A 21,991-nucleotide genomic window follows, 5' to 3' on the forward strand; every position below is an offset into this window, starting at 1 on the left:
CCGCTCCACCCTCCTATGCGAACGCCTCGTGGAACTCCACCGCGTACGGGCCCGGCACGAACTCGCCGCCGAGACCCAGTTCGACCAGCACCGTCGCGCCCGGGGCGACCGCCGACCCGGTCTGCCCGACCAAGTCCGCGACCTTCGTCCCCGCGACCGACAGCGTCAGCCGGAACAACCCCGGCCGGGGCCGGCTCGCCCGGTTCGTCACCGTGATTTCGCCGGTGAAGAAGCCGGTTCCGTCGTCACCCACCCGGGCACCGCTCAGCTCCCACTGCCGGTCGGTCGCCCGCGCCGGGACGTCGGCGAGAGACGGAGCCGCGGGCACGCTCACCGGCGCGTCCGGCCGGCTCAGGTGGAGCACGAACCCGAGCAGCGCGGTGACCGCGACCACCCCGAGCGCGCGGAACCCCGCGCGGCGGACGACGCCCGGCACCCGATCCTCCACTGTGGACGGACACCCGGGCCGGGTGTCCGTCCGGGAGTCGCACACACGGGCGAAGCCGTTACAAGCCCGCCGTAACGCCTTCGCGGCACGCACCGTCTACGCCGGTGACAGGACCGCCCGAGGTCAGGATTTCCCTTGATCGGCAACCGAAAGATCATCACCGTGCTGGCCGCCGGGCTGGTGCTCGTCGCCGGCTGCGACGGCGTCCGGCAGGTCGCGAGCCCGGCGTCTTCCTCGACCACGGAAACGCCGTCGACGACCGAAACACCGCCGACGACGACCGCCGAGACGACCACGACCAGCTCGGCGGAAACCACGACCGAGGAGGAAACCACGACCTCCGAGACCGAAGAAGCGAGCCGGAGCACCACCGGCTCCTACGACGTCACGCTCTCCGGCTCGGTCTCGGGCCACTCGTTCCGCCGGTCCGCCACCCTGCGCATCGTCGAGACGATTTCCTCGACCGGCACCACGAACGACGTCAACCCGGTCGACGTCTGCCTGGTCTCCGGCAACCCGGCCGCACAGCCGCAGCCCGGCGCGATCCGGCTCGGCTCCAACTCCGGCTGCCTCCCCGGGACCGGCGCCGCGGACCTCGACCTGGCGAGCGTCGACGCGGACGGCGACACGATCGACGTCGAACCCGTGGAGTCCATGGCCGCCACCGGCGGCAACCTCTTCACGACGTCGTCGAGCATCGCGGCGTGCCCGTTCTTCCCGGTCTCGGGGCGGTTGAGCGTGACGGTCGACGGCGGCGACGTCTCCGGGAGCGTGGAGGTCACCGGCTACGGCGGTGCCATGTGCGGCAACACGGTCTACGACGCGAAGATCTCCGGCTGAGCCGTCAGCCGAGGACGATCCGCTGGTGGCTGGTCACCCGGCCGTCGTCGTGCAGGACGTGCAGCAGCAGCGAAGGCGGCCGCTCGTAGTCCAGCGGGCCACCTTCGTCCCAGCCGCGCCCGGCACCCGGCTCGACCGGCAGCAGCGACTGCGAAACCACGCCGGGCGCGATCCGCAGCGGCACGCCGGCGAACATCGTCGACGCGCCCGTGTGCACGTGCCCGGCCAGCAGCGCCACCACGCGCGGGTGCCGGTCCAGCACCGCCGCCAGCCGGTCCTCGCCCGACTGCCGGATCGCGTCCACCAGGGGGACACCCACCTCGACCGGCGGGTGGTGGAACGCGACGAACGCCGGGCCGTCGCCGCCGGAGAGCGTCTCGTCGAGCCACGCCAAAGTCGAGTCGGCCAGGAAACCCGCGCCGCGGCCCGGGATCGTCGAATCGCACAGCGCGAACAGGACGCCGTCGACCTCCCGGGCGACGTCGATCGGGTCGTCGGAAGCCGGCAGCCCCAGCAGTCCCGTGCGGAACGCCGCTCGGACGTCGTGGTTGCCCGGGCACACCAGCACCGGCGCCGGGTGCTTCAGCAGCTCGGCGGCGCGCGCGTACTCCGACGCCGCGCCGTGGTCTGCGATGTCGCCGGTGACGACGACCGCGTCGACCGCCAGCCCGCCGAGGTACGCCATCACCGCGGCGACGCGCTCTTCGGCTCGCGGCTCGTCGTCGAGGTGCAGGTCGCTCAGGTGCGCGATGATCATCTTTCGTCCTTCCCCAGGTACGCCAGTGCTTTCACCCAGTTGCGGACGAGCACCGCGGACGCGGCGGGCAGGTCGCCGTCGCGCAGGGCGGCGGCGATCCGGCGGTGCTCGCCGATGCTCTCCCCGGCGCGCTCCGCCCCGCCGAAGTAGCACGATTCGTACCGCTTGAGCAGCGGCTTCGTCTGCTCGATCAGCCGCAGCAGGTGCGGGTTCGGGCAGCGGGACAGCAGCAGCGCGTGCCAGCGTTCGTCCACTTCGGACAGATCGGCGCCGGTCGGCGCGGCGCTCATCTCGTCGGCGACGGCGTCGAGCGCGTCGGGCAGCCCGGCCAGCTCGAGCGGCGACGTCCAGCGCAGGGCGAGCGCTTCGAGCTCGGCGACCAGGGGGTAGAGGCGGCGGGCCTCGTCGAGGTCGAACGGCGGCACCAGGAACCCCCGGCCGGGCGCGGAGACGAGCAGGCCGCGGTCGGCGAGCCCGATCAGGGCCTCCCGCAGCGGCGTCCGGCTGACGCCCAGCTCGCGGGCCAGGTGCACCTCGTTGACGCGGGCGCCGGCGGCGAGCCGCCCGTCGAGCACGCGGGCGGTGATCTCCTCGGTGAGGTCGCTGCGCAGCGGGGTCCGGGCCATGGCGGGCAGTATTGCATACAGAAGGCCGCTACTGTATTCAGTTCACATGACCTTCGACGTCGACCGCGCCCGCCGTGAAACGCCCGGCTGCGCCGAAGTGGTCCACTTCAACAACGCCGGCTCCGCCCTTCCGCCGGCCGTCGTGACCGACACGGTCGTGGCGTACCTGCGTCACGAAGCCCTGGTCGGCGGGTACGAAGCGGCCGCCGAGGCGTCGGATCGCCTCGACGCGGTGTACGCGTCGGCGGCGCGGCTCGTCGGCGGCGAGCCCGACGACATCGCGATCACCGACAACGCGACCCGCTCGTGGCAGGCGGTGTTCTACGCGCTGCCGTTCAAGACCGGCGACCGGATCCTCACGTCCCGCGCGGAGTACGCCAGCAACGCCATCGCGTTCCTGCAGGTCGCGAAGCGCACCGGCGCCGTCGTCGAGGTGATCGGCGACGACGAGTCGGGGCAGCTGGACGTCGAGGAGCTGAAGCGGCGCGTCGACGACGACGTCAAGCTGATCGCCATCAGCCACGTGCCCACCCAGGGCGGGCTGGTCAACCCGGCCGAGGAGATCGGCGCGGTCGCCGAGGCGGCCGGCATCCCGTACCTGCTCGACGCGTGCCAGTCGGCCGGCCAGGTCGACCTCGACGTCGCGCGCCTCAAGTGCGACGCGCTCTCGACGACCGGCCGCAAGTACCTGCGCGGGCCGCGCGGCACCGGCTTCCTGTACGTGCACCCGCGGCTGCGCGACCGGCTGGAGCCCGCGATGCTCGACCTGCACTCGGCGAGCTGGGAGTCGCCGGCGGAGTACGTCGTCGACCCGACGGCCAAGCGCTTCGAGGTGTGGGAGCGCGACTTCGCGGCGGTGTTCGGCCTCGGCGCGGCGATCGACTACGCGCTCGGCTGGGGGTTGCCCGCCATCGAGACGCGCGTCGCCGCGCTGGCCGCGACCCTGCGCACCCGGCTCACCGAAGCCGGGGCGCGCGTGCACGACACCGGCGCCCGCAAGTGCGGCATCGTCACCTTCAGCGTCGACGGCACCCCGGCCGAGGAGATCAAGGCGCGGCTCGCGGAAGCGGGCATCAACACGTCGATCTCGTCGCGGACGTCGGCCCAGTTCGACTTCACCGCGCGCGACCTGCCGGACATGGTCCGGGCGTCGGTGCACTACTACAACACCGAGGACGAGATCGACCTGCTGGTGGGAAAGCTCTAGAAGGCGTTGACGCCGGTGAGCTGCGCCGACACCGTCCACAGCCGCTCGGCCAGCTCCGGGTCGATCGCGTAGTCCTTGACGCCCGTGCGGCCGCCGTCGGCGGGGGCGGGCTCGGCGATGTCGCAGTCTTCGAGGTAGACGCCGCCGAGGCCGTCGAGCTGCGGGGACGTCGCGGCCCAGACCTGCGTCGCGGCGCCCTGCTCCGGGGTCTTCGCGCCGCCGGTGACCCGGCCCTCCGCGTCGACCATGCCGGCGTCGACCAGCTCCTGACGGTCCAGATGCCGCACCAGCTCGGTCAGGATCCGGCCCGGGTGCAGGGCGAACGCGCGGACCCCGCGGTCGCGCGCCAGCTTGTCGAGCTGGACCGCGAAGAGGACGTTCGCGGTCTTCGCCTGGCCGTAGGCGAGCCACTTGTCGTAGCCCTGCCGGAATTCGAGGTCGTCGAAGCGGACCGGGCCGTAGTGGTGCCCGCGTGAGGACACCGAGACGACGCGGGCGCCCGGGGTGAACGCCGGCCAGAGCCGGTTCACCAGGGCGAAGTGCCCGAGGTGGTTGGTCGCGAACTGCGCTTCCCAGCCCGGCCCGACGCGCGTCTCCGGCGACGCCATGATCCCGGCGCTGCCGATGAAGATGTCGATCCCGCGCCCGGAAGCGAGGAACCGCTCGGCGAAGGCGCGGACGCTGCCGAGGTCGCCGAGGTCCAGCACGTCGATCTCGACGTTGTCGAAGCCCCGCAACGCTTCCTCCGCCGTGGCACGGCGCCTTGCCGGGACGACGACGTGCGCGCCCGCGGCGGTCAGCGCCCGCGTGGTCTCCAGGCCGATGCCCGAGTAGCCGCCGGTGACGATCGCGAGCTTGCCGGTCAGGTCGCGGCCCGCCACGACCTCGGCCGCGGTGCTCCCGTCCCCGAACCCGGAGCCGATCTTGTGCTGTGCGGTGGTCATGTCCCCGACAGTAAGAGCTGGAGTGAACTCCAGCGCAAGCTCAGTCCTTGAGCAGCTGCCGCGCGATGACGAGCTTCTGGATCTCGCTGGTGCCTTCGTAGATCCGGAACAGCCGCGCGTCGCGGTAGATCCGCTCGACCGTGACGCCGCGGACGTAGCCCATGCCGCCGTGCACCTGGACCGCGCGGTCGGCGACGCGGCCGAGCATCTCGGTGCAGAACAGCTTCGCCGACGACGGCCCGAGCTTGCGGTCCTCGCCCGAGTCGTACTTCGCGGCGGCTTCGTGCACCATCGCGCGGCCGGCCGCGAGCTCGGCGTGCGACTCGGCCAGCAGCGCCTGCACGAGCTGGTACTCGCCGATCACGCGGCCGCCCTGCCGCGCCGTCCGCGCGTACTCGACGGCTTCGGCCAGCGCGCGTTCCGCCATGCCGACGCACAGGGCCGCGATGTGCAGCCGGCCGCGGGCGAGCGAGGCCATCGCGATGCCGAAGCCCTTGCCCTCCTCGCCGATCAGCGCGTCGGCGGACACCTCGACGTCGTCGAAGACCACCTCCGACGTCCACGCGCCGGCCTGGCCCATCTTGGCGTCGTGCGGGCCGACCGTGACGCCGTCCGCGCCCGCGCACACCAGGAACGCCGAGATGCCGCGGCTGCCGGTGCTCTCGAGGTCGGTGCGCGCGAACGCGACGAAGACCTCGGCCAGCGGCGCGTTGGTGATGAACCGCTTGGTGCCCGACAGCCGGTAGCGGTCGCCGTCGCGGACCGCGCGGCTGGTCAGCCCGCCCGGGTCCGAACCGGCTTCGGCCTCGGTGAGCGCGAACGACGCGATCGCCTGCCCCGCGGCCAGCCGGGGCAGCCAGCGGGTGCGCTGGTCCGGCGTCCCGTAGTGCACGATCGCCTGGCCGGCGATGCCGTTGTTGGTGCCGAACAGCGACCGGAACGCGGGCGTCGTGTGGCCGAGCTCGATCGCCAGCCGGACGTCTTCGGCCATGCCGAGGCCGAGGCCGCCGTACTCCTCGGGCAACGCCCAGCCGAACAGGCCCAGCTCGGCGGCCTTCTCCCGGATCTCCGCCGGGATCTCGTCGCGCTCGTCGATCTCCGCCTCGCGCGGCACGACCTCCTTGCGCACGAAGTCCCGCACCGCACCGAGCACCTGCCCGAAAAGCTCCGCGTCCATGCGTCGCACCGTACCCGGTAGCGTGCGGCGGGTGAGCACCTTCTTCGACGTGGCAGAGCAGCACCCGGACCGCCTCGCGGTGCTCGCGCCGGACGGCACGCCCGCGACGTTCGGCGAGCTGGCCGCGCGGGCGAACCGGCTGACGCACGCGCTGCGCCGGCTGGACCTCGGCGAGGGCGACGGCGTCGTCGCGATCGTCCACAACGGACTCCCCTACTTCGAGCTGCTGTTCGCCACGCTGCAGGCGGGGATGTATTTCACCCCGGTCAACTACCGGTCCTCCCCCGCCGAAATCGCTTACGTGGTCGAGAACAGCGGCGCGCGGGTCGTCGTCGCGGACGCGGACATCGCGCGCGGCTGCGACCTCGACGTGCCCCGGTTTTCGGTCGGCCCGGCCGAGGGCTGGGGCGACTACGCGGCCTGGGGCGAGGACGAGCCGTCGACGCCGCCGGAGCCGCGGACCGCCGGCCAGACGATGCTCTACACGTCGGGCACCACCGGCCGGCCCAAGGGCGTACGGCGCGCGCTGAGCGGGAAACCGCCGTCGCTGCACCCGATCCACCGCGATCTGCTGGCGGCGTTCGACGTCGAGCCGGGGCCGGGCGTGCACCTCGTGGCCTGCCCGCTCTACCACGCCGCGCCGGGCTCGTTCGCCGTCAACGCGATGCACCTCGGGCACAGCGCGGTGCTGATGGACCGCTTCGACGCGGAGGAGACGCTCCGGCTGGTCGAGCGGCACCGCGTCACCGGCACCCACCTGGTGCCGACCATGTTCCACCGGATGCTGCGGCTGCCCGAGGACGTCCGCGCGCGGTACGACACGTCGAGCCTGGTGAGCGTGATCCACGGCGCGGCGCCCTGCCCGCGCGAGGTCAAGGAGCGGATGATCGGCTGGCTCGGCCCGGTGGTGCACGAGTACTACGGCGCGTCGGAGGGCCTGATCTGCGGCGTCACCGCGTCGGAGTGGCTGGCCGCGCCGGGAACCGTGGGCCGGCCGCTGACCGGCGTCCGGCTGAAGATCCTCGACGACGACGGTGCCGCGGTGCCCGACGGCGAGCCGGGCACGATCTGGTTCAGTTCGGCCCACACCGCGATCGACTACCTCGGCGACCCGGAGAAGACCGCGGCCGGCCGGTCCGGGGAGTACATCACCGTCGGCGACTTCGGGTACCGGGACGCCGAAGGCCGCGTCTTCCTGCTCGACCGGCGGACCGACCTGATCCTCTCCGGCGGCGTCAACATCTACCCGGCCGAGATCGAAGCGCGGCTGCTCACGCACGCGGACGTGGCCGACGCGGCGGTGATCGGCGAGCCCGACGAGGAATGGGGCCAGCGGGTCGTCGCCGTCGTCGAGCCGGTGCCCGGTGTCGTCGCGGACGACTCCCTCGCCGAGCGGCTGGCCGAGCACTGCCGCGGCGAGCTGGCCGGGTTCAAGACGCCGAAGCGGTTCGACTTCACCGATCGCCTGCCGCGCACCGAATCGGGCAAGATGATGCGGCGCACCCTGCGCAAGACTTGAGGGGGAACTGCCCGATGCGCAAGACCGTCACGCTCTTCGCCACGACCGCGCTGGCCGTCACGCTGCTGTCCGGGACCGCGTCCGCGACGCCCGGCAGCGGCGTCGCCGGCACGATCCTGGCCCAGAAGACCATCGGCCACACCGACTACACGCTGCGGGAGATCACCATCCAGCCCGGCGGCTACACCGGCTGGCACTTCCACGACGGCACGCTCTACGCGTACGTGAAGGCCGGGACGCTGACGCACAACCTCGCCGACTGCAGCCTCGACGGCGTCTTCGGCACCGGCCGCGCGTTCACCGAGAAGCCCGACCAGGTGCACATCGGCCGCAACCTCGGGACGACGCCGCTGGTGTTGGAAGTCCTGTACGTGCTCCCGGCGGGCAGCCCGCTCTCGGAGGACGCGCCGGACCCCGGCTGCGGCTTCTAGCTGCTGAACCAGCCGGCGGCGTCGAGCCGGTAGGCCGCCGGGCCGACGACCGCGCGCAGGTCGGTCTCGAGCGCGCTCATCCGCTCGGCACCGACCGTGCGGGCCCAGTCTTTGCGCAGGTCGTCGAAGATTTCCGCGGACTTCGTGAGCGCGTCGACGCCGTGCGCGGTGAGCCGCACGATCTTGCGCCGCGCGTCTTCGGGGTCGTCGGCGCGTTCGGCGTACCCGAGCGTCTCGAGCCGCTCGACCGTCTTGCCCGCCGCCTGCTTGGAGACGCCGAGCCGGCGGCCGATCTCCGACGCCGTCGCGCCCTGGACGCCGATGGCCTGCATCGCGAAGCCGTAGGACGGGCGGACGTCCGGGTGCCCGCGACGCGCGAGCTCGGCGTGGAGGCGGTCGATGAGCGTGCGGAAGCCGCCGAAGAGCAGGAAGGGCAGCTCGTAGCCGGGCGCGTCGGTCACTGCCTCTTGCCCTTTTCGACAACCAGGTTTACTGTTTCGACAACCACGTTGTCGATACTACGTCTGGAGACGTCTTGTTCCCCGATCACACCCCGGAGTCTGCACCTCCCGCCGCCCGCCCGGCGATGGCGGCCACCGCGAAGAAGTTCGGCCGCGTCCCGGCCGCCGTCGCGCGCATGGCGACGTCACCCGAACTGCTGAACGGTTTCCTGAAGCTCAACGCGCTCTTCGAGTCCACGACGCTGCCGGCACTGGACCGCGAAGTGCTGGTCATGACGGTGTCGGCCCGCAACGGCTGTCACCTGTGCGTGGCGATGCACACGGCTGCACTGCAGGGCTTGTCCGCCGCACCGGAGCTGGTTTCGGCACTGCGGGCGCAGTCTTCGCTTCCTTCGTCGCGGCTCGAGGCGTTGCGGCGGTTCGTCCTGACGGTCATGGACACGACGGGCGACGTCCCGCCGGCCGAGCTGACCGCGTTCACCGACGCCGGCTACACGACCCGGAACGCGCTGGAGGTGGTGCTGGGCATCGGAACGTACACGCTGTCGACGTTCGCGAACCGCCTGACCGACGCCCCGCTGGACGAGGCTTTCGCCGCGCACGAGTGGCATGCGGCGTGAGAGGGGCCGCCGTCACCGGCGGCCCCTGCTCCGAGCACTCAGAACGGCCGGGAGAAGTTGCCCAGGACGTAGCAGTCCGGCGGCAGCCCGTGGGTGTCCTGGAGGTACGAGCACCGGGTGATCCGGATCCGGTCGAAGCCGCCGACCAGGTTGGGGTCGCCGAGGTTGAAGTGGATGGACCGGACCCCGCGCGGGTAGTCGTCGAAGGTCACCGTGCGACCCTCCGACGCGATCTTGGTGGAGCCGCGCATGGCGTCGAACACGATGTTGATCATCATGACCGGGTTCGCGTCCCCGCTCATCCGCCAATCCGAGATGTGGACGTTGCCCTGCACTTCCGCGACCCGGTTCCACCAGGTGAACGAGCCGTTCGTGCCGTAGCCGTACCCGACGTCGAACGTCGTCGAGTCGCCCACCTGCCCGGCGCTCGCCGTGCCGGTGGCGGCCACGAGACCGCCGGCCATGGCCAGGCCCAGGAACAGTGCGCGCAGTTTCCGATTCATCGATGACCCCTTCACGTCCGCGCTTGTCGCCGACTACTCGCGCGCGAGACCCCGGAGGTTTATGTGACCCAGGTCTCACTCCCGCCGTGTCCGGCCCGCGCGACCGGCTCCGACCCCCCGGTGACCACACCACCGAGAAGGAGTCGACATGGACAAGCCGGCCGGACGGCGGGAGTGGCTGGGGCTGATCGTGCTCGTGCTGCCCACCCTGCTCGTCGCGATGGACATGACCTCGCTGTTCCTCGCGCTGCCGCAGCTCAGCGCCAACCTCGGGGCGAGCGCCACCGAGCAGCTGTGGATCACCGACAGCTACGGCTTCGTCGTCGCCGGGTTCGTGATCACCATGGGCACCCTCGGCGACCGGATCGGCCGCCGCCGGCTGCTGTTCATCGGCGGCGGCGCCTTCGCGGCTCTGTCGGTCGTCGCCGCGTTTTCCACCACGCCGGCGATGCTCATCGTGGTCCGCGGCGCGCTCGGGGTCGCCGGGGCGACGCTGATGCCGTCGACGCTGGCCCTGATCACGAACATGTTCCGCGACGAGAAGCAGCGCGGGAAGGCCATCTCGATCTGGGCGACGTGCCAGTTCGCGGGCGGCTCGGCCGGCCCGGTGCTCGCCGGGTTCCTGCTGCAGCACTTCGCGTGGGGCTCGATCTTCCTGGTCGCCGTCCCGGCGATGGGTCTCCTGCTGGCCGCCGGCCCGGTCCTGCTGCCGGAGTTCCGCGCGCCGGCGTCCGGACGGCTCGACTTCGCCGGCGTCGGGCTTTCGCTGGCCGCCGTACTGCTGATCGTGTTCGGTCTCAAGCAGCTGACCATCGGGGAGCTGCTCGTGCCCCTCGCCGCGATCGGCGCCGGGACCGCGCTCGGCGCCGTCTTCGCCCGCCGCCAGCTGACGACGTCGTCGCCGCTGCTGGACCTGCGGCTGTTCCGCAACCGGCCGTTCACCGCGGTGCTGGTCGCGCTGGTGGTCGCCGGCGTCGCGATGGCGGGTGTCGGGCTGCTGGTGACGCAGTACCTGCAGAGCGTCCTGGGGTATTCGCCGCTGCTGTCGGCGCTGCTGTTCGCGCCGATGGGCCTGGGCGTGGCGGCGGGCACGATGACGGCGCCGTCCCTGACCCGCTGGACAACCCCGGCGACGGCGATCGCAGGCGGCTTGGTGGTCTCTTCCTGCGGTGGCGTCCTGCTGGCCTTCACGGACGGCTTGCCGCTGGTGATGCTGGGGATCGCGGTGCTGACGCTGGGCACGGGCCCGCTGTTCGCGCTGGGGATCGGGCTGGTGATGGGTGCGGTCCCACCGGAGCGAGCGGGCTCGGCGGCCTCGATGGCGGACACGGGCAACTACCTGGGCGGCTCACTGGGCCTGGCCCTGATCGGCCTGACAGCAACGGCGGTCTACCACGGGGTGTTCCCGGCCGGAACGACGCTGGCGGCGGACGTGACGCGCCCGGAGGTGGCGGACCAGGCGAAGGAGGCGTTCACGACGGCGGTGAACGTGACGGGCGTGATCGCGGCGGTCCTGTTCGCGGGGCTGGCGCTGTTGGTGTGGACGATGAGCCGCACGGAGACGGCCGTCCCGGAGCCGGCGAAAGTCGGATGAGCACGGCCGGCCGGCGGTCCGCCCGGGTGTTGCCGCACCGAGGCCGGAAGCCGGGCAGCTACTGTCGTCCGCCATGCGACGCGTGGTCATGGTCCGGTCGGTCGGTCGGTCGTGGCACCCCGTGGCGGCCGTGGTGATCGCGGCCGGCTTGGGTGTGGTGACCAACCTCGTCACCGACAGCGCCACCTGGGTGCTGGTGTGCGCCACGGTGGTGCTGGTCGGAGCGCAAGCCGGCTTCTCGGTGTGGCAGGGCGTGCGTGATCAGCAGGCCGCGCGGGCGGCGCGTGACCTGGTGCTGGCGCCGTTGCGGCCGCCGCCACCGGAGGTGCCTGAGCCGGGAGCCGAGGGCGTGCCGGCGGCGGTGGCCTGGCTGACCGCGCCGTTCACCCCGACCCGGTTGTGGGGCCGGGCGAAGTCGCGCGACGCGCTGGTTTCCTGGTGCGTGGAACGGGCGCCGGAGGCCGGCGTGGCCCGAGTGGTCGCCGGACCGGCGGGGGTGGGCAAGAGCAGGCTGGCGTTGGCCGTGGCGGAGTCGTTGCCCGCAGGATGGGCCGCGGGTTGGCTGACCGGACCGGTCGACGGCGTGCTGGAGCGGGTCGTGGCGGCCGGTGATCCGACGCTGGTCCTGGTGGACGACGCCGACCGGGTGCCTGGTCTGGAGCGGCTGCTGCTCGCGGCGCTTCGCAACCCGGCACTGGTGCGGCTGCTGGTGCTGTGCCGGGATCCGAAGGCACTCCGGTTGCCGGACACGCTACTGCCGCGGGTGTTCGGGGTCGACCGGCTGGCAGCGATTGGCGAGGAGGCCGATCGGCGCCGCTGGTTCGAGGAAACGACCATCGCCTACGCCGCCACGTTCGGTGTCCAGCATCCGGAGCTACCGGATCGCCCGGTCGGCACGAACCAGGACACGATGCTGATCCTGCATGCCCGCGCCCTGCTCACCACCCTCGGGAACACCGACGCCCGCGAACTGTCCATGGCCACGCTCATGGCCGAGCTCGTGGACCGGGAAACGCGGACCTGGGAGCCGGGGTCGGGCTCTCTGCCGTCCGGCTGCGACGTCGATGTGCTGGCCGAGGCCGTGACCGTCCTGATGCTGATTCCGGCGAAGAGCACCGAGGAGGCCGCGGAAGCACTGCGGCGAGTTCCTCAGTTCGCCCCGGACGCCGCCCACGAGTCCCGCTTCGCGGTGGCTCGCTGGGCACGCAACCGCTACCCGAACGGGCCGGACGAGCGCCTGGGGGTGCGCCCGCACCTGGTCGGCGACCGCCTGATGCTGAACACGCTCGGCCGCACCGAGCTGCTCGAGCCCGGCGACATCGCCGTCGCCACTCCGGTCCTGGTGCGCGCGCACGGCGAATTCCCCGACGCGCTCGAGCTGCTCATCGCACTCATCGACCGCGACGGCTCCCCGCTGTCCCCGGTCGTCACCGCGCTCCTGGACACCAGTGCCCCCGACCACGCCGTCGACCGCGCGATCGCCGCTTTGGTCGACCACACCCGCATCACGGACCCCGAGCACCTGGCCCATACCTTGACGTCTCCCGCGGACGGCCGCTTCCCGCACATCCGGGCCGCGCTGGCCGCTCTGTTCGCCGAACACTGCCGAAAGCTCGCCGAGGCCGAGCCCGGACGTCACCTCCCCGACCTCGTCGCGGCGCTGTTCGCTTTCTGCGGCGCCCTGGACCACTTGGGCCGCTACCGGGAAGCGCTCCCCGTGGCCGAAGAAGCGGTCACCGTCTGCCGGGAGCTGGCCGCCGCCGATCCCGGCCACCTCCCCGACGTCGCCCACGCCCTCAGCAACCTCGCGACCATCCTCGATCGTCTGGGACGGGGCAGGCACGCACTCGTCCCGGCCGAGGAAGCCGTCGCCATCTGCCGGGAGCTCGCCGAGACCGACCCCGGCTCCCACCGCTCCGACCTCGCTCAGTCGTTGGGGGACCTCGGGGCCACCCTGCGCAGCCTCGGGCGCTACCGAGAGGCGCTGGACGTGGCCGAGGAAAGCGTCACCCTGCACCGGAAACCGGCTGACGCCGAACGGGGACCCCATCGCCCCGGCCTCGCTGATTCACTGGGCAACCTCGCCGGGATCCTGCAAGCCTTGGGCCGTTTCGAAGAGGCTCTCGACTTGACCACAGAAGGCATCACCATCCGGCGGGAACTCGCCGAGACGGAACCCGGACGTCACCTGCCCCGGCTGGCCCGCGCCCTGATCGATCTCGGGACCACCATGCCCGGCCTGGGGCGGTACCAGGAGGCGCTCGAGCCCGCCGAGGAAGCCGTCACCATTTTCCGGGACCTCGCCGCGACAGCGCCCGAGCGCCACCTTCCCGACCTCGCCCACGCGCTCAGCAACCTCGGCACGACCCTGCACGGCCTGGGCCAGTACCAGAAGGCGCTGGAGCCCACCAAGGAATCGCTGGCCATCCGCCGCAAACTCACCGACGCCGAACCCGCGCGCCACCTCCCCGGCCTCGCCGAATCGCTCAGCAACCTCGGCGGCATCCTGCAGGGTGTGGGCCGCGTCCAGGAGGCACTGGGCCCGGGTGCGGAAGCCATCACCATTCGCCGCGGACTGGCCGGCACGGAGCCCGGACGCTACCTTTCCGACGTCGCTTATTCCCTGAACAACCACGGGTGCACCCTGCGCGCTCTCGGCCGTCACCGGGAAGCGCTCGACCTGAACGACGAAGCCGTCGTCATCCGCCGGGGACTCGCCGACGCCGAACCCCTGCGTCACCTCCCCGCCCTCGCCGAACTCCTGGTCAACCGGGCGTTCAGCCTCCGGGTCCTGGGGAGGCACGAAGAGGCGTTTCGCGCCGACCGTGGCGCAGTCGAAGCGTGGAAGGCCGCGGCCGCGATGAACCCCGAACTCCACGAACGAGCGTTCCGAAGAGAGACAGCTCGGCTTCGGCAGCGTCTGGTCCAAACCGGGCTTCCCGCGGAAGCCGTGCTGGCTGAGACGCCGTGATGGGCTCGGGGTTCGTCCGGTCGGTGGGCGCAGCAGGGTTCGAACCTGCGACCGCTCGGGTGTAAGTCAGGTGGTTCCTGCTGCTGACCTGCGAATCCAACGTTCCTCGCCGGTCGCGAGCACCATGTTCGGCCAGGTCAGTTCAGGACCGTTCAGCGTCATTGATGTCGCCGACTGATGTCATCGGAGCGAGCCTGCCTTCACCGCTCGCCCCCTGCTCCGGACTTCCGCTGGACGAGGTTTGAACGGATCTTGAACCTGCACTTTAACCTGCGCGCATCCACGACATATGACCGTTTTGGGGGCGCATTGGGGGTGCGGGGTCTCCTCAATCGAAAGCCCGCGTGTCGTCCGGTGCTTTCGCAGCACGCCTGAGCGCGCTCAGGTCGGCGGCGAGGTTACCGGCGCTGATCAGAGTGCTGGGGTGGTCGTCGCCGAGGACGCGCTTGCGGCGGGCGAGGGTGTCTTCATCCAGTTCGTAGGCTCGCTGGTGTTCACCCAGCGCTCTGAGGTCGGTGGCGAGGTTGCTCGCGCTTGCGAGGGTGTTGGGGTTGTCGTCGCCGAGGACGCGTTTGCTGCGGGTGAGGGTGTCTTCATCCAGTTCGTAGGCTTGCTGGTGTTCGCCCAGCTCTTTGAGGTCGGCGGCGAGGTTACTGGCGCTGATCAGGGTGCTGGGGTTGTCGTCGCCGAGGACGCGTTTACAGCGGGTGAGGGTGTTCGCATGCTGGGTGATCGGCCCGGACTGGGTCACCGGTCCGTTCGCGACTCCGACGACCTGGCTGTTCGTCGGTGGCGTCGGCGGGGCGTCGGAAGACTGCAGCCAGACGCTGACCCCAGCGCTGACCACCGTCAGCACCCCCACTACGACCCATGCCCACCAACTGTCCTTTACGTCGGTTGCGACGTTAATCGCCACCCCAAGGCCCGACGTAACTACCGCCGTGCCCAGCGCCCACGCCCATCGATGCCCTATACCGCTCACAAGCTCCAGGTTCGTTCATCAAGCAACCGATGCAACCGAGCCCTGCGGCAATCACCCAAACAGACTAGTGCTGGACTCAGCCGCGGTGTCGTGCCAACAGCGTTCAGCCTTCGTAGGGCAGCACGCTTCCACATCTCGACCAGCCTCTGAACTGCGCAGATGTCGGTCCGGCGGCCGACCAGCGGGATGAGGCGCGGCGAGCGGCGATCGAACGGGCGACCCGGTGCCCCCTGCCGGCCCTCCTGGGCAGGGGCGAGCTTGATGCTGTCGGTACGCTCGTGCGCGTGAGTGCCTTGAGTAGCGCAGCCGTCACCGAAGGTCAGGTTGAGGCAGTGCCGCCGACGTCGGACAGCAAGACGTTCGCGCGTGCCTTCGCCGACATCAAGGCCGGTTTCCGAGCCCGCGAGCTGTGGGGTCACCTCGGCTGGCAGGACATCAAGCAGCGCTACCGCCGCTCGGTGATCGGGCCCTTCTGGATCACGATCAGCCAGGCGGTCATCGCGCTCGGGCTCGGGCTGCTGTACTCGCAGCTGTTTCACTCGTCGATCGAGGTGTTCCTGCCCTACTTGTCCACCGGCTTTATCTTGTGGGGCTTCATCAGCGGCTGTCTGTCCGAGGGCATGGAGACGTTCATCGCCAACGAGGGGATGATCAAGCAGCTCCCGGCGCCGTTGAGCGTGTACATGCTGCGGACCGTGTGGCGGCAGACGCTGCTGCTGGCGCACAACATGATCGTCTACGTCGTGGTGCTGGTGATCTTTTTCAATGCGCTCGACGGGCCGTACTCGCTGACGAAGGGAGCGGTGACCCCTGCGTTCGATGCCTGCGCTGGCACGTTTTGCCACCCCGGGTTGAGTTGGTCGATCCTGCTGGCCGTTCCCGGCTTCGCGCTGTTGGCTCTGAACGCGGGCTGGGTGACGTTGCTGCTGGGCATCATCTCGACCCGCTTCCGCGACATCCCGCAGGTCGTCAACTCGCTGATCCAGCTGCTGTTCTACGCCACGCCGATCGTCTGGCCGGTCGATCAGTTGATGTCGGGCGGCGCCCGAGCCGGCGTCTCGTGGGCACTGCCGTACATCACGGCGAACCCTCTGTACCACTTCATTCAGGTGGTGCGTGCACCGTTACTCGGTCAGAGTTTCACGGTCGGTAACTGGGTCGTGGTCGGCAGCATCACCGTCATCGGCTGGTCCCTCGCGCTCGTCGCGATGCGCAACTACCGTGCCCGCGTCTCTTACTGGGTGTGACCCAACACGGTCAGCCCGGATAAGTCCGACGACCCGCGAGTAGCCCTACACGAAGACCGGCCAGCGGGGTCACGTTCGCGCTCCCGGCGCGCGCGTTGTACTGGGCCACAGGCAGGTCAATGGAGCAGGTAGTCGGGCACGCTGACCAGCACGTACCCGATGATCGCACCGATGGGTGACCACAGCATGTGGACTAGTGCGCGGCGATGGTGATGGATCATGGCGGCCAGATAGATGACCAGTGCGGCGGTGACAATCAGGGGCAGTGGCTGCGCGGAGACAACCGCACCGATCGAACCGATAACGTCAGGGTTGTCGATAATCGCCACGCCGGCGGAGGCGTTGATCAGGTCGCCGACGAGGATGCCGATCACGACGCCGATCGCGGTGCCTCCCGCGGACGTCGGCCGGAATCCAGCGAGTGTGATTATCGGCAGCACGACCCCGGCGGCGATCGCGGCCAGAAACCAAAAAGCAAGCCGTCCGATGACGGTGCCGTAATTAAGCGCGAACGGGCTGGCGATCATGTCTGTGGCGTAGTACGCGACGACTGCAGCGCACAGCAGCAGGACGGTTGCGGTCGCAGCCTCGGTAAAGCGCCCGCGAGTGGCGACCACCAAGGCGAGGCAGCCCCACACGGCAATGCTGTGCCCGACCAGGTGCCAGCCTGGATCGGCGTCCTGTGCGACCGCAGCGAACACTGTCACCGCGACTGTGACGGCGATCCCAAAGATTGTCACTGCCGGCGAGGTTCGCCATGGAGATGCCAGTGTCTTCAGCGACCTCCATGGCGAACCTTCGGTCAGCGACGAGAACAACGAATTCATGATTGCGACGATAGCAGTACTACGACATCTGTTCCATGCTTACCGACCACTCCTATTTCCGAGGAGGCTGGTCAGAATATCGTTTCGTAGACCTGGACGTTGAGGACAGAGTCGTTCCAGGCGCCAATGCCTGGGGTGTCGAGCCGAAAGTAGCCGAGCCCTGCTGCGTTGTTGGAGAGACGCACCGAATTGCAAGTACTGATTCCCCGGATCGAGGACAGGTGACCCGACCACCACGGGGTCGGGAAGATGCGGTACCCCGCCGAGTCGCAGGGGCCAGAGTCGCCGTAGATGACAGAGGAGGTGCCGCCGTAGTTCGCGTTCTCGTACCAGATCATGAGCGCCTGGTCGGCCAACGCGCTACTGCTGTGAGCAGCGAAAAGATGCGAGTGCGCATCGGACTGCGACACGGTTGAGCAGTACTCGGCCGCGATGGTTCTGGACCCGTCACCCGCTGGCGCACTCAAGTTTGCCGCGCAGAACTTGTTCGGCGTTGCAGCGTCCGAAGCGGGAGCTCCCAGCAGCGCGCCCACCGCAACGACCGCAATCGCGGCAGCAATTTTCTTGATCATCGTTCCCCTCTTTCCCTCATTGCCGATACCTAAGACAGAGGAAGGTGCGATGATGCGAAGACACACCGTTGCATAAACTGCAATCCGGCCGCGCTTCTTGATTGACCAACGATTCTCCCCCTGCGGCAGATGACGCTATCAGCGCGGCGGGAAGTCACCTATGCGCCAAAAGGGTGATCAATAAACGCGGCGGGACTCCAAGGAGTGAGCGCTTCACCGCCGGTTCGGTCGGCAGTTCAGCGTGGTCTGCCCGATGCAAACCCGAAGTTCGGAGCCTTGGAGCACGTGTGGCGCACAGGCTTGAACGTAGGCGAGTGAGACTAGGCCGCCGGAGTCAGCATGGCTGGTAGGCGGTGATCTGGTTTCCTTCGCCGTGCTGCTGGGTGAGCGTCAGGTGGCCGATCTGGGGGCCGGGTTCGGGGCCGGTCGTGCTGGCGAGTCCGCCGAAGTCGAGTGCGCAGGCGTCCACGGTGAGGGTGCCGGCCGGGCCGGGCGGGGTGGCCTGGCCGGGCAGCCACAAGCGGTTGACGTAGCCGCCAGCTGCTGCTGCGCGTCCGGTCTGAACACGAAGCACGCATCGGCGACCGCGTCGGGCGTGGGCCGGGCGATGCGTTCGGCCAGGAAGTTCACCATGCTCGCCGGGGTCCGCGGCAAGATCCGCGCCACGGCCTGCTCGTGCGCCTGGGCTAGCTGTTGACGCTCGACCTCCGCCGTCTGGGCCGCGTGCACCGCGAGCATCACCGTCGAGGTCACCAGCGGCGCCACACCGGCCGTCGCGGTGACGATGAGGTGCGTCCGCCGACGCCGCCACCAGCCCAGCCGTGCCCCGGCGACCGCGGCGAACCCCATCGCGCCGATCCCGGCGAGCAGACCCCACCACCACGGGTCGACGTAGCTGAGCAGGACGACGTCGACTACCAGCAGCGCCGTGGCGGCTGTGTAAGCCACCCCCAGCCGCCGCCGGACGCCCACCAGGGCAAGGCAGCACCAGGACTCCCCCGCCGATCGCCCACGGCAACCAGGGCCAGTCCGCCAGCACCCCGAGCATCGGCGCGACGACGGTGGAGACCGCCAGCAGCGGCCACCGGACGGCACGCTCGATCGCGGCCCGCCGGGTCCGGCGCGCGTCGTCGTGTCGCAGCGCGCGGAGGCCGGCCGCTTCCAACCTGTCGAAGAATTTTCCCTCACCCATCAGGCCAGGAGCCCGGTGAGCTGCGATGATGCGAGTTACGATCGAACACGTGAGCGATAGACCCAGTTGGCTGACCAGCACGCCGGACATGAGCGAACCCGATGACCTGCCGGTCCGGTCGATGCGCGAGTTCGTCTGGTGCCTCAACCGCAAGCACCGGCGAGTGCTGGCCGGCGGCAACGGTGGGTACCACCACGGGATGCATCTCTCGACGGTGTCGTGCAACCGATGCCGGGCGCGTCGGTGGCCGCGGTGCAGCTGGCTGATCGTGGACCACCGCACACCGATGCCGGTGGAGCAGGCCGACCGGCCGGACGACCGTCGCTCACAGATCCTGGTGGTCGCCCGCCGGCCCGCCGCCCGGGCCGGGATCGGTCGGCTCGAGATCCGTCTCCGAGACGCCGTCATCGCCACCGCCGATGTGCAGCTGTGCGGGGTCGACCACCGCGGCATCGTCCGTCACATCGAAGTGGACCCCGCGTACCGGCTGCGCGGGTTCGCCACCCTGCTGCTGGACGCCGCACAGGCGCGCGGACCCGACTACCACTGGTCGACGACAAGGCTCGACCAGTCCGAAGACGCGCAGGACTTCTGGGCCTACCAGGACCCCGCCGAACCCCTGCACCTGGGAGAACCGTACTACTGCACCCACATGCGAGAAGCCAACGGCGAAATGGGGTAACCCAACGCAGGGTTGCGCTCGCTTGAACAGCCCCCGCGACCCCATCGCTAGGGTTGCGGTTGAGTCGAACTGCAAAGGGAGGCGACAACGTGAGTCAGGCCGAGGGTTTGACCGAGGCGTCAGCACGCGAACTGGCTGACACTGCCTGCAAGAGGGCGGGCGTCGACGGCGCAAATGCCGAGCTCATCAGGATTGGTTCGAACGCGGTATTCCGGCTCCCGGACCATGTCATCCTTCGCGTCGGACGAGAGCGGGACGGGTTCGACAAAGCTCGACACCAAGTCGACGTAGCGCGTTGGCTTGCATCCGAAGAATTCCCCGCCAACCGTGCCCTGAATATTCCACAGCCGGTTGACGCGTTAGGCCATCCCGCAACTTTCTGGGAATCCGTTTCTGAAGAGGAGAAGTATGCGCCTATCGCGGATGTGGCCAGAATTATTCGCGATCTACATGAGTTGCACGCACCCGTCAGCCTTGACCTGACGACAATGAAGCCCTTCGTGGAGATCGAAGGCCGCCTTAATGAGGCGCGCAGTCTTGCTCGGGACGATGAAGCCTATTTGCGTGGGCGGATCAGAGAATTGAAGGCAAGCTATGAGCACCTTGAATTTCCGCTGCCGCAAGGCGTCATACACGGTGATGCGAACGTTGGAAACGTCATTCTCTCGCGAGAAGGCGTCCCCTACCTTATCGACTTGGATAGTTTCTGTGTAGGTCCGAGGGAGTGGGACCTAGTGCAGACTGCATTGTTTTACGAACGGTTCGGATGGCACACCGCCGAAGAGTATCGAACCTTTGTTGATACGTATGGATTCGACATCATGAAGTGGGTCGGCTATGAGACATTGGCTGGCTATCGCGAGATCGCCATGACTCTCTGGCTTGCAGGAAAGGACTCCGAGGACGCAGCTCAGGAGGTGCGTAAGCGGGTCTCTGCAATTAAGACAGGTGGAGACCGCCGCGACTGGGCGCCTTTTTAGCACCTTGCGGCGTCCACAGTCGCGCGGTGGACACCCTGTCGAAGAAGTCCTTGGCTTCTGCGGTCTGGCCGATCCCGGTGAGGCGCGTGCGAAATTCATCTACGTACGCGCCACATCGGGCGGATTTCAGCGACTCGCCAATGTCTATTGCCCTAAGGGCGACTTCGCAGGCTTTGCCTACATCTCCATTGTCAAGATGAGAGTCGGCAAGAACCATGGTTACAAAGAAATCGCTCCGCACGTAGCCGCTAGCCGTTGGCCCAAGAGACTGCGTTGCGTACGTGACTCCATCATTTGGGCGGCCGAGGTCCCGGTTGCAGTGGCCAAGTTCGGCGGCTAATTCAGCCTCGTTGAAGTACGAGAACCAGTCGGCAGGGTCATTCTCGGGATCACGCCTCTCGAACTCTTTAACGGCTGCCGCCATTGCCTTGTCGCATCCGGCCGAGTCGCCCAGTCGAGCAAGGGCCCGGGCTTCCATTGCATGAAAATGAGCGGCAGCGCTTGCCGATCCCGAAAGGGTTGTGCCCATTCGCGCTGTCCTCGCAAGGTTGGCCGCTTCTTTGTAGCGGCCCAGAAATGTCGCCTGATGACTCATCGCATCGAGGACGCTCGCGCCTAGCAGGCGGTCGTCGGCGCTTTCCGAGATCCTAAGTGCCTGAATGAAATACCGCTGCGCCAGTCCGTGCAGCCCGGCATCGTATGACATCCAGGCGCCCAGTAGAGTCGCTTGCGTTGCCGACTTGAAGAGTTTTGTTCTGACTGCCTTGTTGGTCGTTTGTCCTGCGAGCAGGCCAGTCAGGTCTGTTCGCAGGAATTCAATCAAGGCCCTTCGCGCGTGACCGCCTCCGTGTTCACCGTCGAGCGCGTCGAACATTTCGGTTGTCTTTTGGATCCCTCGGACGTCTGCTTCACCCACTTTGCGCTTACCAGTGTCGCTCAGGACGTCATCGCGTGTCGTTACAAGCCAGGACAACGCCGCTTCGTTCCAGGCAGCCGCATTCGCGGGAGCGTCGAGCAACGTCGACATGCTGTCGATATCTGCCTGCCATAGTCGCCCGACGGAGTTAACGCTGTCCGTGATTTGATCGGGATAGTCGAGCCCGAGGTCGGCTCGCACCTTCTGCGCCTTGCCGAAGCCAATCTCTGTCAGACCGATCCGCCGGCCGAGACGCTGCCCGAGTGCGCCTGCTATTGCCGCACGAGTCTTGGCATCGCGCGGCACCATCCCGTCGAGCCATCGGCGGACGTACGTGTGGCTGAATGTCTTGCCAGCCTGTCCTCCGACGGCTCGCGCGAAGACCTTGAGACCCACGGTCCCGTCCTCGCGCAGGTACCCCGCCTCCAACATCAGGGCTTCGAGTTGATCGTTGCCCACTCGCTCTCCTCCCCCTTCGACTGTGCCCCCACTGTA

General features: G+C 69.1%; 22 protein-coding genes. 10 read left to right on the plus strand and 12 right to left on the minus strand.

Annotated features, from left to right (window positions below; genetic code table 11):
• Positions 1-13: 13 nt before the first annotated feature.
• Positions 14-436 (minus strand): hypothetical protein, encoded by a 423-nt coding sequence (locus ACZ7PG_RS41720; protein ID WP_470244740.1) that lies wholly within the window; start codon positions 434-436, stop codon positions 14-16.
• Between the two features lie 147 nt (positions 437-583).
• On the opposite strand from ACZ7PG_RS41720, the gene ACZ7PG_RS41725 reads away from it, so the two are divergent.
• Complete coding sequence (locus ACZ7PG_RS41725) at positions 584-1,288, plus strand: hypothetical protein (RefSeq protein WP_470244741.1); 705 nt, start codon at positions 584-586, stop codon at positions 1,286-1,288.
• Between the two features lie 4 nt (positions 1,289-1,292).
• On the opposite strand, the gene ACZ7PG_RS41730 is transcribed toward ACZ7PG_RS41725, so the two are convergent.
• Together ACZ7PG_RS41730 and ACZ7PG_RS41735 are read right to left on the minus strand one after the other, a co-directional pair.
• Complete coding sequence (locus ACZ7PG_RS41730) at positions 1,293-2,045, minus strand: metallophosphoesterase (protein ID WP_470244742.1); 753 nt, start codon at positions 2,043-2,045, stop codon at positions 1,293-1,295.
• Complete coding sequence (locus ACZ7PG_RS41735; protein WP_470244743.1) at positions 2,042-2,671, minus strand: GntR family transcriptional regulator; 630 nt, start codon at positions 2,669-2,671, stop codon at positions 2,042-2,044. Before ACZ7PG_RS41735 ends, ACZ7PG_RS41730 begins: the two co-directional genes overlap by 4 nt.
• Before the next feature lie 46 nt (positions 2,672-2,717).
• On the opposite strand from ACZ7PG_RS41735, the gene ACZ7PG_RS41740 reads away from it, so the two are divergent.
• A complete protein-coding gene (locus ACZ7PG_RS41740) occupies positions 2,718-3,878 on the plus strand; it encodes an aminotransferase class V-fold PLP-dependent enzyme (RefSeq protein ID WP_470244744.1) in 1,161 nt (386 codons plus the stop codon).
• On the opposite strand, the gene ACZ7PG_RS41745 is transcribed toward ACZ7PG_RS41740, so the two are convergent.
• Positions 3,875-4,822, minus strand: a complete 948-nt coding sequence (locus tag ACZ7PG_RS41745; protein ID WP_470244745.1) for an SDR family NAD(P)-dependent oxidoreductase — start codon at positions 4,820-4,822, stop codon at positions 3,875-3,877. The genes ACZ7PG_RS41740 and ACZ7PG_RS41745 overlap by 4 nt on opposite strands.
• A 40-nt stretch (positions 4,823-4,862) precedes the next feature.
• Positions 4,863-5,999, minus strand: coding sequence for an acyl-CoA dehydrogenase family protein (locus tag ACZ7PG_RS41750; RefSeq protein WP_470244746.1), 1,137 nt, complete (start codon positions 5,997-5,999; stop codon positions 4,863-4,865).
• 31 nt (positions 6,000-6,030) lie between these two features.
• On the opposite strand from ACZ7PG_RS41750, the gene ACZ7PG_RS41755 reads away from it, so the two are divergent.
• Together ACZ7PG_RS41755 and ACZ7PG_RS41760 are read left to right on the plus strand one after the other, a co-directional pair.
• Positions 6,031-7,518 carry an AMP-binding protein gene (locus tag ACZ7PG_RS41755; RefSeq protein WP_470244747.1) on the plus strand — a complete coding sequence of 496 codons (1,488 nt, stop codon included), beginning with the start codon at positions 6,031-6,033 and terminating at the stop codon, positions 7,516-7,518.
• Positions 7,519-7,532: 14 nt separating this feature from the next.
• Positions 7,533-7,949, plus strand: coding sequence for a cupin domain-containing protein (locus ACZ7PG_RS41760; protein ID WP_470244748.1), 417 nt, complete (start codon positions 7,533-7,535; stop codon positions 7,947-7,949).
• Here the strand turns inward: ACZ7PG_RS41760 and ACZ7PG_RS41765 are convergent.
• Positions 7,946-8,410, minus strand: coding sequence for a MarR family winged helix-turn-helix transcriptional regulator (locus ACZ7PG_RS41765; RefSeq protein WP_470244749.1), 465 nt, complete (start codon positions 8,408-8,410; stop codon positions 7,946-7,948). The genes ACZ7PG_RS41760 and ACZ7PG_RS41765 overlap by 4 nt on opposite strands.
• A 125-nt stretch (positions 8,411-8,535) precedes the next feature.
• Between ACZ7PG_RS41765 and ACZ7PG_RS41770 the strand changes: the two genes are divergently transcribed.
• The gene (locus tag ACZ7PG_RS41770) at positions 8,536-9,030 is read left to right on the plus strand and encodes a carboxymuconolactone decarboxylase family protein (RefSeq protein ID WP_470245677.1); all 495 of its coding nucleotides are present in this window, start codon (positions 8,536-8,538) and stop codon (positions 9,028-9,030) included.
• A 38-nt stretch (positions 9,031-9,068) separates the two neighbouring features.
• Here ACZ7PG_RS41770 and ACZ7PG_RS41775 read toward each other — a convergent pair whose 3' ends face one another.
• A complete protein-coding gene (locus ACZ7PG_RS41775) occupies positions 9,069-9,533 on the minus strand; it encodes a hypothetical protein (protein WP_470244750.1) in 465 nt (154 codons plus the stop codon).
• A 148-nt stretch (positions 9,534-9,681) separates the two neighbouring features.
• Here ACZ7PG_RS41775 and ACZ7PG_RS41780 point away from each other — a divergent pair, with 148 nt between their 5' ends.
• Together ACZ7PG_RS41780 and ACZ7PG_RS41785 are read left to right on the plus strand one after the other, a co-directional pair.
• Positions 9,682-11,127, plus strand: coding sequence for an MFS transporter (locus ACZ7PG_RS41780; RefSeq protein WP_470244751.1), 1,446 nt, complete (start codon positions 9,682-9,684; stop codon positions 11,125-11,127).
• Positions 11,128-11,200: 73 nt separating this feature from the next.
• Complete coding sequence (locus ACZ7PG_RS41785; protein ID WP_470244752.1) at positions 11,201-14,098, plus strand: tetratricopeptide repeat protein; 2,898 nt, start codon at positions 11,201-11,203, stop codon at positions 14,096-14,098.
• Between the two features lie 328 nt (positions 14,099-14,426).
• Here ACZ7PG_RS41785 and ACZ7PG_RS41790 read toward each other — a convergent pair whose 3' ends face one another.
• The gene (locus tag ACZ7PG_RS41790; protein WP_470244753.1) at positions 14,427-14,954 is read right to left on the minus strand and encodes a tetratricopeptide repeat protein; all 528 of its coding nucleotides are present in this window, start codon (positions 14,952-14,954) and stop codon (positions 14,427-14,429) included.
• A 410-nt stretch (positions 14,955-15,364) separates the two neighbouring features.
• Here ACZ7PG_RS41790 and wzm point away from each other — a divergent pair, with 410 nt between their 5' ends.
• On the plus strand, positions 15,365-16,327 hold the full coding sequence (wzm, locus tag ACZ7PG_RS41795) for a galactan export ABC transporter permease subunit Wzm/RfbD (protein ID WP_470244754.1): 963 nt from the start codon (positions 15,365-15,367) through the stop codon (positions 16,325-16,327).
• A gap of 116 nt (positions 16,328-16,443) precedes the next feature.
• Here the strand turns inward: wzm and ACZ7PG_RS41800 are convergent, their stop codons facing one another.
• From ACZ7PG_RS41800 to ACZ7PG_RS41810, 3 genes are all read right to left on the minus strand, one after another.
• The gene (locus ACZ7PG_RS41800; RefSeq protein ID WP_470244755.1) at positions 16,444-17,154 is read right to left on the minus strand and encodes a hypothetical protein; all 711 of its coding nucleotides are present in this window, start codon (positions 17,152-17,154) and stop codon (positions 16,444-16,446) included.
• A gap of 71 nt (positions 17,155-17,225) precedes the next feature.
• On the minus strand, positions 17,226-17,726 hold the full coding sequence (locus tag ACZ7PG_RS41805) for a hypothetical protein (protein WP_470244756.1): 501 nt from the start codon (positions 17,724-17,726) through the stop codon (positions 17,226-17,228).
• A 390-nt stretch (positions 17,727-18,116) separates the two neighbouring features.
• A complete protein-coding gene (locus tag ACZ7PG_RS41810) occupies positions 18,117-18,674 on the minus strand; it encodes a hypothetical protein (RefSeq protein ID WP_470244757.1) in 558 nt (185 codons plus the stop codon).
• A gap of 293 nt (positions 18,675-18,967) precedes the next feature.
• On the opposite strand from ACZ7PG_RS41810, the gene ACZ7PG_RS41815 reads away from it, so the two are divergent.
• Entirely contained in the window at positions 18,968-19,600 is a 633-nt protein-coding gene (locus ACZ7PG_RS41815) for a GNAT family N-acetyltransferase (RefSeq protein WP_470244758.1), read from the plus strand.
• 89 nt (positions 19,601-19,689) lie between these two features.
• Entirely contained in the window at positions 19,690-20,580 is an 891-nt protein-coding gene (locus tag ACZ7PG_RS41820; RefSeq protein ID WP_470244759.1) for a phosphotransferase family protein, read from the plus strand.
• On the opposite strand, the gene ACZ7PG_RS41825 is transcribed toward ACZ7PG_RS41820, so the two are convergent.
• Positions 20,540-21,955, minus strand: coding sequence for an XRE family transcriptional regulator (locus ACZ7PG_RS41825; RefSeq protein WP_470244760.1), 1,416 nt, complete (start codon positions 21,953-21,955; stop codon positions 20,540-20,542). The genes ACZ7PG_RS41820 and ACZ7PG_RS41825 overlap by 41 nt on opposite strands.
• Between the last annotated feature and the right edge of the window lie 36 nt (positions 21,956-21,991).

The sequence above is a fragment of the Amycolatopsis sp. NPDC114504 genome (assembly GCF_055633595.1).

Bases quoted from the DNA above. Each gene is read 5' to 3' on its own strand.
- ACZ7PG_RS41730 (WP_470244742.1), bottom strand. From the start codon at position 2,045: ATGATCATCGCGCACCTGAGCGACCTGCACCTCGACGACGAGCCGCGA.
- ACZ7PG_RS41735 (WP_470244743.1), bottom strand. From the start codon at position 2,671: ATGGCCCGGACCCCGCTGCGCAGCGACCTCACCGAGGAGATCACCGCC.
- ACZ7PG_RS41740 (WP_470244744.1), top strand. From the start codon at position 2,718: ATGACCTTCGACGTCGACCGCGCCCGCCGTGAAACGCCCGGCTGCGCC.
- ACZ7PG_RS41745 (WP_470244745.1), bottom strand. From the start codon at position 4,822: ATGACCACCGCACAGCACAAGATCGGCTCCGGGTTCGGGGACGGGAGC.
- ACZ7PG_RS41750 (WP_470244746.1), bottom strand. From the start codon at position 5,999: ATGGACGCGGAGCTTTTCGGGCAGGTGCTCGGTGCGGTGCGGGACTTC.
- ACZ7PG_RS41760 (WP_470244748.1), top strand. From the start codon at position 7,533: ATGCGCAAGACCGTCACGCTCTTCGCCACGACCGCGCTGGCCGTCACG.
- ACZ7PG_RS41770 (WP_470245677.1), top strand. From the start codon at position 8,536: ATGGCGGCCACCGCGAAGAAGTTCGGCCGCGTCCCGGCCGCCGTCGCG.
- ACZ7PG_RS41775 (WP_470244750.1), bottom strand. From the start codon at position 9,533: ATGAATCGGAAACTGCGCGCACTGTTCCTGGGCCTGGCCATGGCCGGC.
- ACZ7PG_RS41780 (WP_470244751.1), top strand. From the start codon at position 9,682: ATGGACAAGCCGGCCGGACGGCGGGAGTGGCTGGGGCTGATCGTGCTC.
- ACZ7PG_RS41785 (WP_470244752.1), top strand. From the start codon at position 11,201: ATGCGACGCGTGGTCATGGTCCGGTCGGTCGGTCGGTCGTGGCACCCC.
- ACZ7PG_RS41800 (WP_470244755.1), bottom strand. From the start codon at position 17,154: ATGAATTCGTTGTTCTCGTCGCTGACCGAAGGTTCGCCATGGAGGTCG.
- ACZ7PG_RS41805 (WP_470244756.1), bottom strand. From the start codon at position 17,726: ATGATCAAGAAAATTGCTGCCGCGATTGCGGTCGTTGCGGTGGGCGCG.